The sequence below is a fragment of the Bacillus cereus group sp. RP32 genome, from assembly GCF_040459735.1.
In the GTDB taxonomy this organism is placed as follows: Bacteria; Bacillota; Bacilli; order Bacillales; family Bacillaceae_G; genus Bacillus_A; species Bacillus_A wiedmannii.
Map to the genome: position 1 here is coordinate 739,566 of NZ_JARVHO010000001.1, position 15,335 is coordinate 754,900.

The following is a 15,335-nucleotide window of genomic DNA, read 5'->3' on the forward strand; positions in this document are numbered from 1 at the left end:
ATGACATTTAGTAAAGAAAGGTAATGAGCGATGGACATACTTTTAGCGATTTTACCGGCTATATTTTGGGGAAGTATTGTGCTATTTAACGTGAAACTGGGCGGGGGACCGTATAGTCAAACGCTCGGTACAACGTTTGGGGCACTTATTTTCTCGATTGTTGTTTATATTTTTATGAAGCCAGTATTAACTCCTACTGTTATTGGAGTTGGAATTGTGTCAGGTTTATTTTGGGCACTTGGTCAGGCGAATCAATTAAAAAGTATTGATTTAATGGGCGTTTCGAGAACGATGCCCATTTCAACAGGACTGCAATTAGTTGCGACGACTTTATTTGGAGTCATCGTATTTCATGAGTGGTCCACGACTATATCAGTCGTCCTTGGTGTTTTGGCTCTCGTTTGTATTATTATCGGTGTTATTTTAACATCACTTCAAAGTGAAGAAGAAAAGAGTGCAGAGCAGGCCGGGAATTTTAAAAGGGGCATTATCATTTTATTGATTTCAACAGTCGGTTATTTAGTTTACGTAGTAGTGATTAGGCTATTTAACGTAGATGGTTGGTCAGCTTTATTGCCACAAGCAGTTGGTATGGTGTTAGGGGGCGTTTTGCTTACGTTTAAACATCATCCATTTAATAAATATGCACTACGAAATATTATCCCAGGATTAATTTGGGCAGCTGGAAATATGTTTTTATTCATTTCGCAGCCGCGTGTTGGAGTGGCAACAAGTTTTTCGCTATCGCAAATGGGAATTATTATTTCAACGCTTGGCGGGATTCTTATATTAGGTGAAAGAAAAACGAAACGCCAATTAACGGGGATTGTTGTCGGTATCGTTTTTATTATCGCAGCCGGAATAATGTTAGGTGTTGCAAAAAGTTAAAGGGGGTATTGAAATGTATAGTGATTTAGCAGGAAAAGTTGTCGTTATTACAGGATCAGCAACTGGTCTTGGAAGAGCGATGGGAGTACGGTTTGCTAAGGAGAAAGCAAAAGTAGTAATTAACTATCGCTCACGAGAGTCAGAAGCGCATGATGTATTAGAAGAAATTAAAAAAGTAGGCGGAGAAGCGATTGCTGTAAAAGGTGATGTGACAGTTGAATCTGATGTCGTGAACCTCATTCAATCTGCTGTGAAAGAGTTTGGTACGCTTGACGTTATGATTAATAATGCAGGGATAGAAAACGCGGTCCCGTCGCATGAAATGCCGTTAGAGGATTGGAATAAAGTAATCAATACAAATTTAACAGGTGCTTTTTTAGGAAGCCGTGAAGCGATTAAATATTTTGTAGAACATGATATTAAAGGTTCTGTTATTAATATGTCGAGTGTTCATGAGAAAATTCCGTGGCCACTATTCGTGCACTATGCGGCGAGTAAGGGTGGTATTAAACTGATGACAGAAACGTTAGCGTTAGAATATGCACCAAAAGGTATTCGAGTAAATAATATTGGGCCAGGTGCAATAAATACGCCAATTAATGCAGAAAAGTTTGCTGATCCTAAAAAACGTGCTGACGTAGAAAGTATGATACCGATGGGCTACATTGGAAAGCCGGAAGAAATTGCAGCAGTCGCAACGTGGCTCGCTTCATCAGAAGCGAGTTACGTAACTGGAATTACGTTATTTGCAGATGGTGGAATGACTTTATACCCGTCGTTTCAAGCAGGTCGCGGGTAATATAAAAGGACAAAGAGGTTTATCTCTTTGTCCTTTTTTCTGCAAAAAAAATAGCGGTCGGCTATTTTAAATTTAATGATTAATTGTATCTTGAAGAAATTCTGTTGCTTGATGTTCAGAAACATTTTGCACAAGTGCAACTTCGCTAATCATCATTTTGCGTGCATTATCTAGCATTTGTTTTTCGCTCGCATTTAATGCTCTCTCTTTATTACGGCGAAGTAAATCGCGAACAACTTCTGCGCTATCTTGCAGATTGCCGTTTTTCATTTTTTCCATATTCATTGTATATCTCTGTTTCCAGGAAAGTGATGTGTCTGATTCCCCGTTTTGAAATTCAAGAAGTATAACATCTAACGTACCTTTATCTACGATATAACGAATACCTGATTTTTGTAATTGATCCATAGGAAGCATTATTTGCATGTCTTTACTAATGATACGTATCACACAATATTGACGTGTTGTTCCTAATATTTCTTTCTCTTCAATGGCTTCGATGACTCCTGCGCCGTTCATTGGATAAACGATTTTATCGCCAATTTGAAACAAATCATCCACCTCCATATGTGGTAACCACTTTTAATGATAGCACAAGTGAGTGAAAATGTCAAATTTTATATAATACCATAATGTTGATATTATAGTCAATAAGCAAAAACTCTTTTTTTTATATATTTTTTTGCTCTTATTTATTGATGATTTTTTTTGGAAAATAGTACAGATGAAGAAAGAAGGCATATCCACTTATTTTTAAGCATAAAATGTAAAATCGCTAATACAATATACCTAAATCCGTTCTTTGCAAGGGAGGGAGAGAAGGTGGGGCGCACAATAAGAATTGATATTACAAATAAAGTTGTAGCTAAATTTAGACCGGATTATTTGGAATTATATACGAGTAAATTTATGATAGGTAAGTTTTATGTCTATACTGAAGGTAAACAATATGTGTTAGAAGACGGATATATATATGAAGACGGAAAATTTTATCGCATCATAGATACGCACCGTGGCAATAATCAAGCGGCGGAGGGCTGCGATCTAGGATGGTGTTAACATGATTCGTGTGAAAGTGTTTGATGAAAGTCACGAAAAAGACTTAGAAGACGCTGTAAATGTTTTTTTGAAAAAGATTGATGATAGTAATTTTGTAGATATTAAGTACCAAGTCGGTGTTTCCATTAATGATGACGAAAACCAAATTTATTGTTTTTCAGCAATGATCGTTTATAAAGCATAAAAAAGAGCTGGGTGAGCCAGCTCTTTTTTATGTTTTATGTTGGGACAACATGTGTCGGTAATACGTTCATAATAGATTGAGTTGTGCCTAATTTCTTTTTCGCTAAAAGAGGCTCTCCTGTTTCATGATTTTGGGCATCGTTACACATACCAAGGTGATAACGATCACCTAAAAATGGATCGATATAAAAACCGTTTTTGAATACTTTATCATTCGGATGTTTTTCATGGTGAATGTCAGAGCAATTAATGCAATAGAACATAGCTTTCATCCCCTTTTTATTTTTTTTTGAAAAAAGTGAGTCGGTAGTCATTTCGCTCCTAAGGAAATGTTGAGGAGAAGAGAAATAACTACCTACTCAAATGGTGGGCATATTTCTTCTGATTTTTCATATCTCGCGTAGTGTCCCTGAGGGAAGGAGGAGAGACGAAATACGCATGATATACGTAAGGCACTTCTTTCAAGATGAATGATGGAGTTTCATGTTGAGAGAAGTTTTTATTTTTTGTTGCCTTTGTGAGTATATTATGAGGGAATGCTCAGAGGGTGTTTGTCCTGTTGAAAAAATGTTGAGAATTTCTCAACAATAAAAAATAACTAGCGTTGACATGAAACTAAAAGGTGTTATATTATCAAAGTGTAACCAAAAGGTGTTATATTTAATTGCCGAATAAAGGAGAATGAAAATGGAACAACAAAATACATTAACTGATATTAAACAAACGATCGTTTTTAACGCGTCTATTCAAAAAGTATGGAATGTAGTATCAACTGCAGAAGGGATTGCGTCATGGTTTATGCCGAATGATTTTGTATTAGAGGTAGGACATGAATTTCGTGTGCAATCACCATTTGGCCCATCACCATGTAAAGTGTTAGAAATTGATGAACCAAACCATCTATCTTTCTCATGGGATACAGATGGCTGGGTCGTTTCATTTAATCTGAAAGACCTAGGAGATAATAAAACAGAATTTACGTTAATTCACGGCGGCTGGAAACATCCTGATGAAATTCTTCCGAAAGCGAATGCGAAGAGCTCTATTATTCGCGATAGAATGAGTGGCGGCTGGGTAGCGATTGTAAATGAAAAACTGAAAAAGGTTGTTGAAGGCTAAGTGTCTTCATTAGCAGCGAAATATGATGTATTTCAAGCAATTGCTGATCCAACCCGCCGAGAAGTAATACGGTTATTAAGTGATAAAGAGTTACCGATTTCCAAAATAACGGATCATTTTCCGATGAGTCGTACTGCGGTTGTAAAGCACCTTCATATTCTTTCGGAAGCGAATTTAGTAAGCGGAAGAAAAAGCGGAAGAGAGAAGATATATCGTTTGCATCCAGAACCATTAGAGGAATTACAACAGTGGCTCTCATATTATGAACGTTTTTGGGATAATAAATTATCTATGCTGAAACATATTGTGGAGAATGAAGAGTAAAAAGAGGATGACCAAAATGGTCATCCTCTTTATTATTGCTCACTTGTTTGAGTAGCTGGTTTTAATAAAATCCAAGCGATAATTAGTGTAAATACTGCTAATACGAAAGTACTCATATAAATGACGTGTACACTGGATGCTAATGCGGATTGCGATTCGGTTACTACGTTTGCTGTAGTTCCTCCGTGTCCGCCGCCAGATACAAGATCAAGGTTTTGAATACCGCGTGCATGAATCATCGTATTAAAGATTGTGCCAAAGATTGCAGCACCTAACGTTTGACTAAATGTATTAATAAATGTGTTTAAACCAACGGCTGTTCCGCGTGTATGAGCTGGTACGGCTGCTTGAATTGTTACCATATAAATAGGTGTCACAAGCCCCATTCCTAATCCGAATAATCCGACTGCTACATAAATAAGGAACGATGGTGAATTTGTTGATAATGTAAATAATAAGAACGTAGCGACTGATAAAATGCTAGCTCCAAGTAAAATGATTTGTTTCGTTTTTAATTTGCCTACTAAGTTACCAGAGAAAATAGCGCCAAATGTCCACATAACAGGGATTGGCATTAAAATAAGTCCGGCTTCTGTCGCATTTTTTCCTAATACACCTTGGCTCCAAATTGGAAGGTACATTGTAATACTAATGATCATTGCGCCAGCAATGAGCGTTAATATGTTTATTGTAGATAATGTACGGTTAGAGAAAAGTGCTAGCGGAATTAATGGTTCCGGAGATTTTTTCTCGATGAATAAGAAAATAATGAATGAAACGACGGCGAAGATTAATAGGCCGATAATTGTTATGTCTCCCCAGTTTTGCTTACTGCTACCTGTTAATAATGCATATAGTAGAGCGATCGTACTTAATGAGAAGACTGTTGCACCAAGATAGTCGATATGGTGTTTAGCGGGCTTAATAGATTCTTTGTAGTAAATGGCGATCATTAAGCAAGCGATAATTCCGAATGGGACGTTTAAGAAGAAAATATAACGCCAAGATAGAGAATCAACTAAAAATCCACCGACTAACGGTCCGATAACACCCGATACACCCCAAACAGCACTCATCCAACCTTGTGCTTTCGCGCGGTCTCTCGCTTCGCTATATAAGTCTCCAATAATCGTCATTGTGATCGGCATAACAGCACCAGCACCTATACCTTGAAGAGCACGGAAGAAGATTAATTGTTCCATTGATGTAACGACTCCGCAAAGCGCAGAACCGATTAAGAAGATTGTAGCTCCGATGAGTAAAACTTTTTTACGACCGAATAAATCAGCCAACTTTCCGTATATTGGAGTCGAAACAGCTGTTGCAAGCATATAAATTGCATATACCCAACTAACAAGTTCGACGCCTGACAAATCACTCGTTATACGAGGGATCGCTGTACTAACAATCGTTCCTTCTACCGCAGAAAGAAACGTCATTAGCATTAAAGACATCATGACTTTTTTTCTCATATTTTTTCCCCTTACCCTTTTTCAAATATTCAACAATATAAAATATAAAGGTACTAAGGTATATAAAGCAACAAAAAAGCAATGGGAAGTTAGGAGGAACGTATATTTTTCGCTTATTTTTGGTAAGTCGATATATTTAAGAAATCGCTGATATATTCGAGGAATCGCTGATATATGTTGTAGAATCGCTGATATAATTTCATATACCTAAAAAAAGAAACAGGAAGCCCTGTTTCTTTTTTTAATATTGCATTTTCGCGTTTTCTCCAGCTGTTGTTCCGGCAATTCTACCAGTAACGAGAGCAGATGTAATATTATAGCCGCCAGTATAACCGTGAATATCAAGAACTTCTCCGCAGAAATATACGCCGTTCGTGAATTTAGAAGACATTTCTTTCGGGTTAATTTCTTTAACGGATACACCGCCGCCAGTAACGAATGCTTTTTCAATTGACTGCGTACCATTTACATTCACAGTAAACTCTTTAAAGTCTTTCACAAGTGCACGAATTTTCTCGTGAGAAACTTGTCCAGCTTGTTCGCTGCCATCAATTTCATTCTTTTCTAATAAGAATAGGAAGTAACGTTCAGGAACATAACCTTTTAATACATTTTTAATCCCTTTTTTCGGATCTTCTTTCATTTGTTTCAGCATGCGCTGGAATAGTTGTTCACTATTTTCTTCTGGCAATGCATCGATGCTCATTTGAATCGTATTTGTTTTAAACTTTTTCAGTGCTTTCACGACGAATTGGCTACAACGGAGAGCGGCAGGACCAGATAGGCCGAAATGAGTGAAGAGCATGTCCATTTTGTGAGAAATGATAGCTTTTCCTTTCGGGTTTAATACGCTTAAGTTTACATCGCGTAAAGCAAGACCTTGTAAGGATCGGTCACGAATAAATGGTTCGTTTGAAAGGATTGGTACTTCTGTTGGGAATAATTCTGTAATAGTATGTCCAGCCTTTTCAGCCCAAGCATATCCATCTCCAGTAGAACCAGTTTGAGGAACAGATTTTCCACCAACAGCGATAACGACGTGATTCGTTTCTAACACTTCACCAGTTTGCAGTACTACAGCTTTCGTTTGACCGTTCTCATATTCAATCGTTTCAACAGGTGTATTCGTACGGATTTTTACACCTAAGTCTTTTAATCGTGTTAAAAGTGCGTCTACTACTGATTGTGCTTTATTTGATATAGGGAACATGCGACCATGATCTTCTTCTTTTAGTTGCACGCCAAGCTTTTCGAAGAATGTAATAATATCTTCATTATTGAAAATAGAAAAAGCGCTGTATAAGAAGCGGCCATTTCCTGGTATATGTTTAACAATCTCATCAAGTGGTAGACGGTTCGTTACGTTACAGCGACCGCCACCAGAAATCGCAAGTTTACGCCCTAGTTTATTTCCTTTATCAAGAAGTAAGACACTTGCGCCTTCTTCTGCAGCACCGATTGCAGCCATTAGCCCAGAAGGCCCGCCGCCGATGACAATAACATCATAATGCATAATATATCGACCTCATTTTCTACATTTCCTGCCTAAAAGAATAGCATGTTTTCCCTTAAAAGAAAAATAGAGTGAAGTACTGCTTAAGGAGAGAATTGTGGTACAATACAAAAGTTAGAGTTCAGCACTATCCTGCTATTTGTGGGCAATAAGACAAAAACCTTAAGATGTAAGAGAAATAAAAAGGGAATTTGGTAGCCCATAAATGCTCGAATAGTTCAACTAATAATCAGTGGGGAAGAACACCCACACTGATTAAAGTTTCACTTTATGTAGATGTAGGAGGATTTTTGTATGTCCGATTCGAAATTTCTGCGCGGAACGCTTATTGTTACGTTAGGGACATTTTTAGTAAAGTTCTTAGGCATGATTTACGTCTTTCCGTTTCATGCATTAGTAGGTACAGAAGGCGGAACGCTCTATACATATGGATACATTCCATATACGATCTTTTTAAGTATTGCAACGGCAGGGGTGCCGCTTGCTGTTTCCAAATTTGTTTCCAAATATAATGCGCTTGGCGATTATAAAACGAGCCGGAGAATGTTCCGTTCGGGAATGGTTATGATGATAGTAACAGGAGTTCTTTCGTTCCTAGTTCTATACATGACAGCGCCACTGTTTGCAGAAGCAATGCTTGGTAAACAAAGTATACACAGTAATGTAGAAGAAGTTACGACGATTATTCGTCTTGTAAGTTTTGCACTTATTGTTGTACCAGCAGCGAGTTTAATTCGTGGTTATTTCCAAGGTCACCAATCGATGGGACCGACTACTGTTTCGCAAATTATTGAACAAATTATTCGTATCGTCTTTTTATTAGCGGGTAGTTTTATCGTTATTAAAGTACTTGGCGGTACAGTTGCAACAGCAGTTGGGGTAGCGACATTTGCTGCGTTCGTTTCAGCAGTTGGAGCGCTCGGTGTACTCATTTGGTACTGGTTAAAACGTAAAAAACATTTGGATCAATATTTAATTGAACAAACTGTACCAGAATCGACAGTGAGTACGGTTCAATTATTTAAAGAATTATTTGCATATGCGATTCCTTACGTTGTAATTGGGTTAACAATTCCTTTATATCAACAAATTGATACATTGACATTTAACTCAATTATGCAAGCGATTGGCCAAGGTGATATCGCAGAGCGAGCGCTTGGTATTTTCACAATGTGGACGCATAAATTAATTATGATTCCTGTATCGCTTGCAACAGCGTTTAGTTTAACGCTTGTACCAGCGATTACAAAATCATTTACTGAAAAACAATACCGTTATTTAAAGTTACAAATTACACAAACATTCCAGGCAAATATGTTCTTAACATTGCCAGCAGTTGTCGGTATTTCAACACTTGCATATCCAATTTATACTGCGTTCTATGACTCAGATCCACTAGGTGGACAAGTATTAATGTGGTATGCACCGGTTGCGTTGTTATTCGCTTTATTTACAGTAACAGCAGCAATTCTGCAAGGAATCAATCAACAAAAACATGCGATTGTCGCGCTTATTATGGGTGTTATTTTGAAATTCGTATGTAACGTAATCTTTATTCGTTATTTCGGTACAGTTGGAGCGATTTTAGCAACTGCAGTCGGATTCTTAGCTTCCGTATGGTATACGAATCGACAAATCAAAAAACATGTACACTATTCATTTGGTGTTGTATATAAGAGAACTTTCCAAATTGCAGTATTAACACTTGTAATGGTCATTGCTGTAAAGTTATCACAATGGACTCTGTCCTTCATGATCTCACCTGATGGCCGAATGGGTGCTCTTATTACAGTTGTGGTTTGTGCAGGTATTGGTGGTCTTGTGTATGGATTGTTAGCAATTCGCACAGGAGTACTTGAACGAGTATTTGGCGGAGAAGCGTTAGAGAAAATCCAACGTAAACTTGGCAATAGATTCAAAATAAAGTTGAAATCAAAAGGGGCGTAATTACGTCCCCTTTTCTATGATAAACAAAGAAGGTGAAAAACGTGAGATTAGATAAATTATTAGCAAATATGGGATATGGAAGTAGAAAAGAAGTAAAGAAATTATTGAAAGACGGCGTTGTAAAAATTGATGGAACGCCAGTGAAAGATGCGAAGGTTCATGTAAATGTAGAAGAGCAAGAAGTTATGATTCACGGAGAAGTTGTGGAATATAAAGAGTTTGTTTATTTAATGTTGCATAAACCACAAGGCGTTATTTCAGCGACAGAAGATGATAATCATGAAACGGTAATAGATTTATTAGAGTTAGAAGATGCAATCTTTGATCCGTTCCCAGTTGGACGACTTGATATTGATACGGAAGGTTTCTTATTGATAACAAATGACGGGAAGTTATCACATCAATTGTTATCTCCGAAAAAGCATGTGCCGAAAAAATATTATGCACACGTTGCAGGAGTAGTAACAGAAGAGGATGTAAAAGAGTTTGCTAAAGGTGTTATTTTAGATGATGGCTATGAAACAAAGCCAGGTGCACTTACAATATTAAAAAGCGATGAGATTTCTGAAATCGAGCTTGTAATTACAGAAGGAAAGTTCCATCAAGTGAAGCGTATGTTTGAAGCGGTAGGGAAAAAAGTAGTCTACCTAAAGAGAACAGAGATGGGACCATTAGTATTAGATGAAGAGCTAGAACTTGGACAATACCGAGAGCTATCAGATGAAGAAGTAGAAATGTTAAAAACATATCAAGTAGATACTGAGAAATAGTGCTGTTTTTGGCGCAGAAAAGACCCCTTTCTAATGAGTTAGAAAGGGGTATGTATTTATTTACATACAATTATTTTTTCGTTATGAGGTCATTCTCACTTTCTTTCCTGTTGTTGTCCACTTACCGCGGCAAGGGCTATACACGAGTTCATTAAACTGCAACACATTTAGATCACGTTGTATCGTTCGCGGTGTGATCCCGAACTCATCTACAAGGTCTTTCGTCGTTACCGTTCCGTTTTCATTGATGTACATATAAATTGATTTAATGCGTGTTAGCATACGAGTAGTTGTAGGTTTCAAGAGAAAACCACTCCTCTACTAGTTTTTTTGACCCCATTCAGGAAAGAAGGTCGTTACTACCATTGTACTCTACATGATAAAATTCATGCTTTAATCTACTTAAATTTTACAGAAATTTAACAAATATTCATATAGAAAAATATTGGTAGTTGACATTGTATATATGGTCAGTCAACTAACACATAAAATTCTACGTAAAACGTCAAATTCCTGCAAATTTTTTTAGAAAAATAAAAGAAAAACTAATAAGAAATATCTGAAATATTACAATTGTTAGGTATTTGAGTTTCGTATATGGCATAAGAGATTTCGGTTTGTTATGATGAAAGAAACAATATAGTGAAGGATGGATGCGTGATGTCAGCGATTAATTGGACAGAAGAAGTTGCAAAACGAAAAGATGATTTAATTCGTGATACACAACAATTTTTACAAATTAAAAGTGTATGGGAAGAAGAATCAGCGAAAGAGGGCGCACCATTCGGTGAAGGTGTAGAAAAAGCTTTATCTTTCATGTTACATAAAGGAGAAACTGAAGGTTTTGCTTCTAAAAATTTAGAAGGGTATGCAGGTCATCTTGAAATGGGACAAGGAGAAGAGTTAGTAGGTATTCTTTGTCACGTTGATGTTGTGCCAGAAGGAGATGGCTGGACGACTCCGGCATATAGTGCAGATATTCGCGATGGAAAGATTTTTGCACGTGGTGCAATTGACGATAAAGGCCCAACGATGGCAGCTTATTATGCGATGAAAATTGTGAAAGAATTAGGTTTGCCTCTTTCAAAACGCGTTCGCATGATTTTAGGAACAGATGAGGAAAGCAATTGGAAATGTGTAGATCACTACTTTAAAAACGAAGAAATGCCAACAATCGGTTTTGCACCAGACGCAGACTTTCCAATTATTAATGCAGAAAAAGGAATTTCTGATATACAAGTTGTGCAAAGTGGTAGTGAAGAAAAGAAAGGTACATATGAACTTGTTTCATTTGAATCAGGTCGCCGTTTAAATATGGTTCCTGATTTTGCAGAAGCGATTATTACAGGAGAAGATGTAAATGCACTTACAGTAGCATATGAAGAGTATTTACAAACTGCTAAAAAAATAGGTGAAGCAATTGTAGAAGGTAATACGGTGACGTTGCAAATTAAAGGGATTTCAGCTCACGGATCTACTCCAGAGAAGGGTGAGAATGCAGGTTTATTACTGGCAACCTTCTTAACGAAAGTCGCTCTTGATGGAAAGGGAGCTTCGTTTGCAACATTTGCAACAGAAACATTTATTGGTGATATTTATGGTAAAAAGGCTACTATCGCTTATAAAGATGAAGTTAGTGGTCCATTAACAGTGAATGTTGGTCGTCTTTCTTATACGAAAGAAAATGGTGGCAATTTAGGATTAAACGTACGTTACCCAGTTACGACTAACTTCGAAGAGATGATTGCGAAGTTAAAAGAATACGTTGGTACTTATGGATTTGAAGTAGCGGATTATTCAAACTCTCGCCCGCATCATGTTGATAAAGACCACGTGTTAATTCGTACGTTGCAGCGCGTATATGAAGAACAAACAGGAGAAAAAGCAGAGCTATTAGCAATCGGCGGCGGTACTTACGCTCGTTCATTGAAAGCTGGCGTTGCGTTTGGTCCGTTGTTCCCTGGAAAAGAAGAACTTGCGCATCAAAAAGACGAGTACATTGAAATTGAAGACTTATTAAAAGCAACAGCAATTTACGCGCAAGCAATTCATGAATTAGCGAAGTAATGGATATATAAATAAGGAGAGGCCGTCCCAATAAATATTTTGGGACGGTTTTCTGTTACGTATAGGTTGCTTTTCTTATCGTATTTAGTTGTTAAGTCGATATAATTTCATTTATTATTGCGATCTTAACTTGGTTAGACTGTTAGGGAAGTTTGATTCTTATTAATTGAATGAGATAAGAAAGAAAAGCAACAATAGAAAGAAGGAGAAGATGTACATGGAGCCGCATTATTTTGTCGCGATTACGTTACCGAATCATATAAAAGAAGTGCTGTCTAACTATAAAGAGGAAATGCAGGAGGAATTACCATTTCGTTCATGGGTACATAAAGAAGACTACCATATTACCCTTTCATTTTTAGGTAGTGCAACAGAGGAACAATTAGAAGGAATAAAGAATGGATTGCAAACCCTTACAGAAACGCAAGAACTAGCGTTCACATTACAAGGATTTTCTACGTTCGGTATGGAAGATAGGCCGCGTATTTTTTGGTCGAAGGTAAGCGAGAATTACGATTTGCTTCAATTACAAAAGCAAGTGCACGCTATGTGTGAAGGGAATGGATTTTCTTTAGAAGCGCGCCCGTATCATCCGCATATTACTGTTGCTCGTAAATGGGTAGGAGAAGAGAAGTTTGATTTAGAACATATAAAGGAAGTACCTGAAATATCATTTCAAGCGGATACGATTACTTTATACGAATCTCACGTGAAGGAGACACCGAAGTATAAAGCGATTGCTGAAATAAAATTACAAAAATAGAATGTATGAAAACGTTTTTTATACAGGTGAATATACTATAGAGAATAATGAGTTACTGTATAGGGCTTCGATGATAAGAAAAGTCTTATCATTTGCAGCTCGTTTCATCCCTCTATTTGCGGGCAGTAAGACTCCTACCTCAAAATTAGGATCAAGCAAAGAAGTTAGGTGGGAGATCAACTGCCCATAAAGGCCCAATTGGTGAAGGCTAATAATCAGTGGGGTAAAGCTTTCCCGCTGATTAAAGTTTCACTTTATTTTAACTTTAAGAATGATGGTGATTTTTTTATGTTGAAAGTAAAACGTCCATTTGATGCCTATTTAGATGAAATGAATAAGATTACAATTTTGCTCCCACATGCGTATGGAACAAGCCGGACATTTCGTTTGCAAGAAGGAAGTAACGTGAAAGATTTACCGATTGCTCATACAATTGCGCTTCCGGATGCAACGAAGTATGAGTGCTTTATAGAAGAGCCGCTAGATGTGGGGAAGTATTATACAGTACGAGATGAACGGAATGAAGAAACAGATTTACAAATAGGTGCTGTCATAAGAACAGCGATTTTCGATGAAAAGTATTATTACGAAGGTACAGATTTAGGGGCTGTTTATCAAAAAGAAGCAACGACATTTAAAGTATGGGCTCCAACTGCGAGGCTTGCGAAAGTAAGGATTTATAAAAGTGATAAAGAATATACCGATCATGAAATGTATAGAGGAGAAAGTGGGGTTTGGACTCATACATTACAAGGTAATTTAGCTGGAGAAAAGTATACATTTCTTGTTTGTATTAATTTAATATGGAATGAAGCAGTGGATCCTTACGCAAAGTCAGTGACTGTAAATGGGAAGTACGGCGTTGTTATCGATTTGGAAAAGACAAATGTAACAAGACGAGAGCAATTACCACCATTACACGCAATGACAGATGCCATACTGTATGAACTGCATATTCGTGATGCCACTATTCATCAGGGCAGTGGAGTGAGTAAAAAAGGAACATATAAAGGGCTAATGGAAGAAGGGACAACAGGGCGAAATGGGACGTTAACAGGCTTGTCTCATATAAAAGATTTGGGTGTTACACATGTTGAATTATTGCCTTTATATTGTTTCGGTGGTGTAGATGAGGCGAATCCTTCTTCTGCATATAATTGGGGTTACAATCCATTATATTACAATGCGCCTACGGGATTTTATGCTACAAACCCTTCTGACCCGTATAACAGGATAGTAGAGTGTAAGCAACTAATTGAAACATTTCATGAGCACGGCATTAGGGTGATTATAGATGTTGTATACAATCATGTGTATGAAAGAGAGCTATCATCATTTGAAAAGCTTGTCCCAGGATATTATTTTCGTCATGGTGAAGATGGTATGCCTTCTAATGGGACGGGAGTCGGAAATGATATAGCATCTGAACGGAAAATGATGAGGAAATTTATTGTAGAGTCTATTTTATATTGGCTTACTGAATACAATGTTGATGGATTCCGATTCGACTTAATGGGAATTTTAGATGTTAATACAATGAATATAATAGAAAAAGAAGTACGAAACATAAAGCGAGATGCATTGTTATTAGGAGAAGGGTGGGAGCTACAAACACCACTTCCTCTAGAGGAAAAAGCAACGTTAAATAACGCAAAGAAAATGCCGCATATTGCGCAATTTAATGATCAATTTCGTGATGGGATAAAAGGGAGTACCTTTCATATAAATAAGCGTGGGTTTGCATTTGGTGGGCATGTAGACTGTAATCATTTGCAGTATATAGCATCGGGAAGTCTTTTGAGTATGAAAGAAACAGGTCTGTTTCTAGAGCCTGTGCAAAGCATTAACTATGTAGAATGTCATGACAATATGACGATGTGGGATAAACTAATGCGGAGTAATGAAGAACCAGAAGAGATTTTGAAAAAACGTCACCTTCTAGCGAGCGCAATGGTGATTCTTTCGCAAGGCATTCCTTTCTTACATGCTGGGCAAGAGTTTTATCGTACGAAGCAAGGAAATGAAAATAGTTATAATGCAAATGATGAAATTAATCAATTAGATTGGGATCAAAAAGAGGAAGAGATAGAGACCGTTAACTATATAAAAGGTTTAATTGCGATTCGCAAAGAGCACAGAGCATTCCGATTGCAAAACGCAGACCTTATAAAAAAGCACATGACTTTTTTGCACACATCTCCAGAAGTACTTGCATATCACCTAGAGCATGCAGAATCATTTGGACCGTGGAAAGAGATTATAGTTTTATTTAATAGCGGTTTAGAAGCTAAAACGGTGCAACTTCCGAAAGAAGAAACGTGGCATGTGTTAGTAAACGAAAAGCAAGCGAAAATAGAGCCAATTTCTTCATTTAGAGGAAAGGAACTTAGGCTCGCTCCGATTAGCACGTATATATTGACGATAATGTGAC

16 protein-coding genes are annotated in these 15,335 nt (G+C 37.3%); 11 read left to right on the forward strand and 5 right to left on the reverse strand.

Annotated elements, in window-relative coordinates; all coding sequences use genetic code 11:
- The first annotated feature begins 30 nt into the window (after positions 1-30).
- Positions 31-888, forward strand: coding sequence for a glucose uptake protein GlcU (glcU, locus tag QCI46_RS03775; RefSeq protein WP_048540762.1), 858 nt, complete (start codon positions 31-33; stop codon positions 886-888).
- A 13-nt stretch (positions 889-901) separates the two neighbouring features.
- A complete protein-coding gene (locus QCI46_RS03780; RefSeq protein ID WP_000286669.1) occupies positions 902-1,687 on the forward strand; it encodes a glucose 1-dehydrogenase in 786 nt (261 codons plus the stop codon).
- 72 nt (positions 1,688-1,759) lie between these two features.
- Here QCI46_RS03780 and QCI46_RS03785 read toward each other — a convergent pair whose 3' ends face one another.
- A complete protein-coding gene (locus QCI46_RS03785) occupies positions 1,760-2,254 on the reverse strand; it encodes a CarD family transcriptional regulator (RefSeq protein ID WP_000451450.1) in 495 nt (164 codons plus the stop codon).
- Between the two features lie 255 nt (positions 2,255-2,509).
- Here QCI46_RS03785 and QCI46_RS03790 point away from each other — a divergent pair, with 255 nt between their 5' ends.
- Positions 2,510-2,746: a DUF2553 family protein gene (locus tag QCI46_RS03790; RefSeq protein WP_000533808.1), complete on the forward strand. Its 237-nt coding sequence runs from the start codon at positions 2,510-2,512 to the stop codon at positions 2,744-2,746.
- A 1-nt stretch (position 2,747) separates the two neighbouring features.
- Complete coding sequence (locus tag QCI46_RS03795) at positions 2,748-2,930, forward strand: sporulation protein Cse60 (RefSeq protein WP_000621751.1); 183 nt, start codon at positions 2,748-2,750, stop codon at positions 2,928-2,930.
- 34 nt (positions 2,931-2,964) lie between these two features.
- On the opposite strand, the gene QCI46_RS03800 is transcribed toward QCI46_RS03795, so the two are convergent.
- Positions 2,965-3,192 (reverse strand): DUF3973 domain-containing protein, encoded by a 228-nt coding sequence (locus QCI46_RS03800; RefSeq protein WP_353839627.1) that lies wholly within the window; start codon positions 3,190-3,192, stop codon positions 2,965-2,967.
- Between the two features lie 424 nt (positions 3,193-3,616).
- Here QCI46_RS03800 and QCI46_RS03805 point away from each other — a divergent pair, with 424 nt between their 5' ends.
- Both QCI46_RS03805 and QCI46_RS03810 read left to right on the forward strand, forming a co-directional pair.
- On the forward strand, positions 3,617-4,048 hold the full coding sequence (locus QCI46_RS03805; RefSeq protein WP_098047279.1) for an SRPBCC family protein: 432 nt from the start codon (positions 3,617-3,619) through the stop codon (positions 4,046-4,048).
- Positions 4,049-4,372, forward strand: coding sequence for an ArsR/SmtB family transcription factor (locus QCI46_RS03810; RefSeq protein ID WP_000096277.1), 324 nt, complete (start codon positions 4,049-4,051; stop codon positions 4,370-4,372). It begins immediately after the preceding gene.
- A 32-nt stretch (positions 4,373-4,404) separates the two neighbouring features.
- Here the strand turns inward: QCI46_RS03810 and QCI46_RS03815 are convergent, their stop codons facing one another.
- Together QCI46_RS03815 and QCI46_RS03820 are read right to left on the reverse strand one after the other, a co-directional pair.
- Positions 4,405-5,844: an MDR family MFS transporter gene (locus tag QCI46_RS03815; protein WP_075311134.1), complete on the reverse strand. Its 1,440-nt coding sequence runs from the start codon at positions 5,842-5,844 to the stop codon at positions 4,405-4,407.
- A gap of 241 nt (positions 5,845-6,085) precedes the next feature.
- Positions 6,086-7,357, reverse strand: coding sequence for a BaiN/RdsA family NAD(P)/FAD-dependent oxidoreductase (locus QCI46_RS03820; protein WP_353839628.1), 1,272 nt, complete (start codon positions 7,355-7,357; stop codon positions 6,086-6,088).
- Positions 7,358-7,651: 294 nt separating this feature from the next.
- Between QCI46_RS03820 and QCI46_RS03825 the strand changes: the two genes are divergently transcribed.
- Positions 7,652-9,304 carry a putative polysaccharide biosynthesis protein gene (locus QCI46_RS03825; RefSeq protein WP_001284033.1) on the forward strand — a complete coding sequence of 551 codons (1,653 nt, stop codon included), beginning with the start codon at positions 7,652-7,654 and terminating at the stop codon, positions 9,302-9,304.
- Positions 9,305-9,345: 41 nt separating this feature from the next.
- Positions 9,346-10,074: a pseudouridine synthase gene (locus QCI46_RS03830; protein WP_001234944.1), complete on the forward strand. Its 729-nt coding sequence runs from the start codon at positions 9,346-9,348 to the stop codon at positions 10,072-10,074.
- Between the two features lie 81 nt (positions 10,075-10,155).
- Here the strand turns inward: QCI46_RS03830 and QCI46_RS03835 are convergent, their stop codons facing one another.
- Complete coding sequence (locus tag QCI46_RS03835) at positions 10,156-10,377, reverse strand: DeoR family transcriptional regulator (protein ID WP_000805512.1); 222 nt, start codon at positions 10,375-10,377, stop codon at positions 10,156-10,158.
- Between the two features lie 357 nt (positions 10,378-10,734).
- On the opposite strand from QCI46_RS03835, the gene pepV reads away from it, so the two are divergent.
- From pepV to pulA, 3 genes are all read left to right on the forward strand, one after another.
- The gene (gene pepV / locus QCI46_RS03840) at positions 10,735-12,141 is read left to right on the forward strand and encodes a dipeptidase PepV (RefSeq protein ID WP_353839629.1); all 1,407 of its coding nucleotides are present in this window, start codon (positions 10,735-10,737) and stop codon (positions 12,139-12,141) included.
- Positions 12,142-12,358: 217 nt separating this feature from the next.
- Positions 12,359-12,904, forward strand: coding sequence for an RNA 2',3'-cyclic phosphodiesterase (thpR, locus tag QCI46_RS03845; RefSeq protein WP_098147795.1), 546 nt, complete (start codon positions 12,359-12,361; stop codon positions 12,902-12,904).
- A 288-nt stretch (positions 12,905-13,192) separates the two neighbouring features.
- Positions 13,193-15,334, forward strand: coding sequence for a type I pullulanase (pulA, locus tag QCI46_RS03850; RefSeq protein WP_353839630.1), 2,142 nt, complete (start codon positions 13,193-13,195; stop codon positions 15,332-15,334).
- Position 15,335 lies beyond the last annotated feature (1 nt).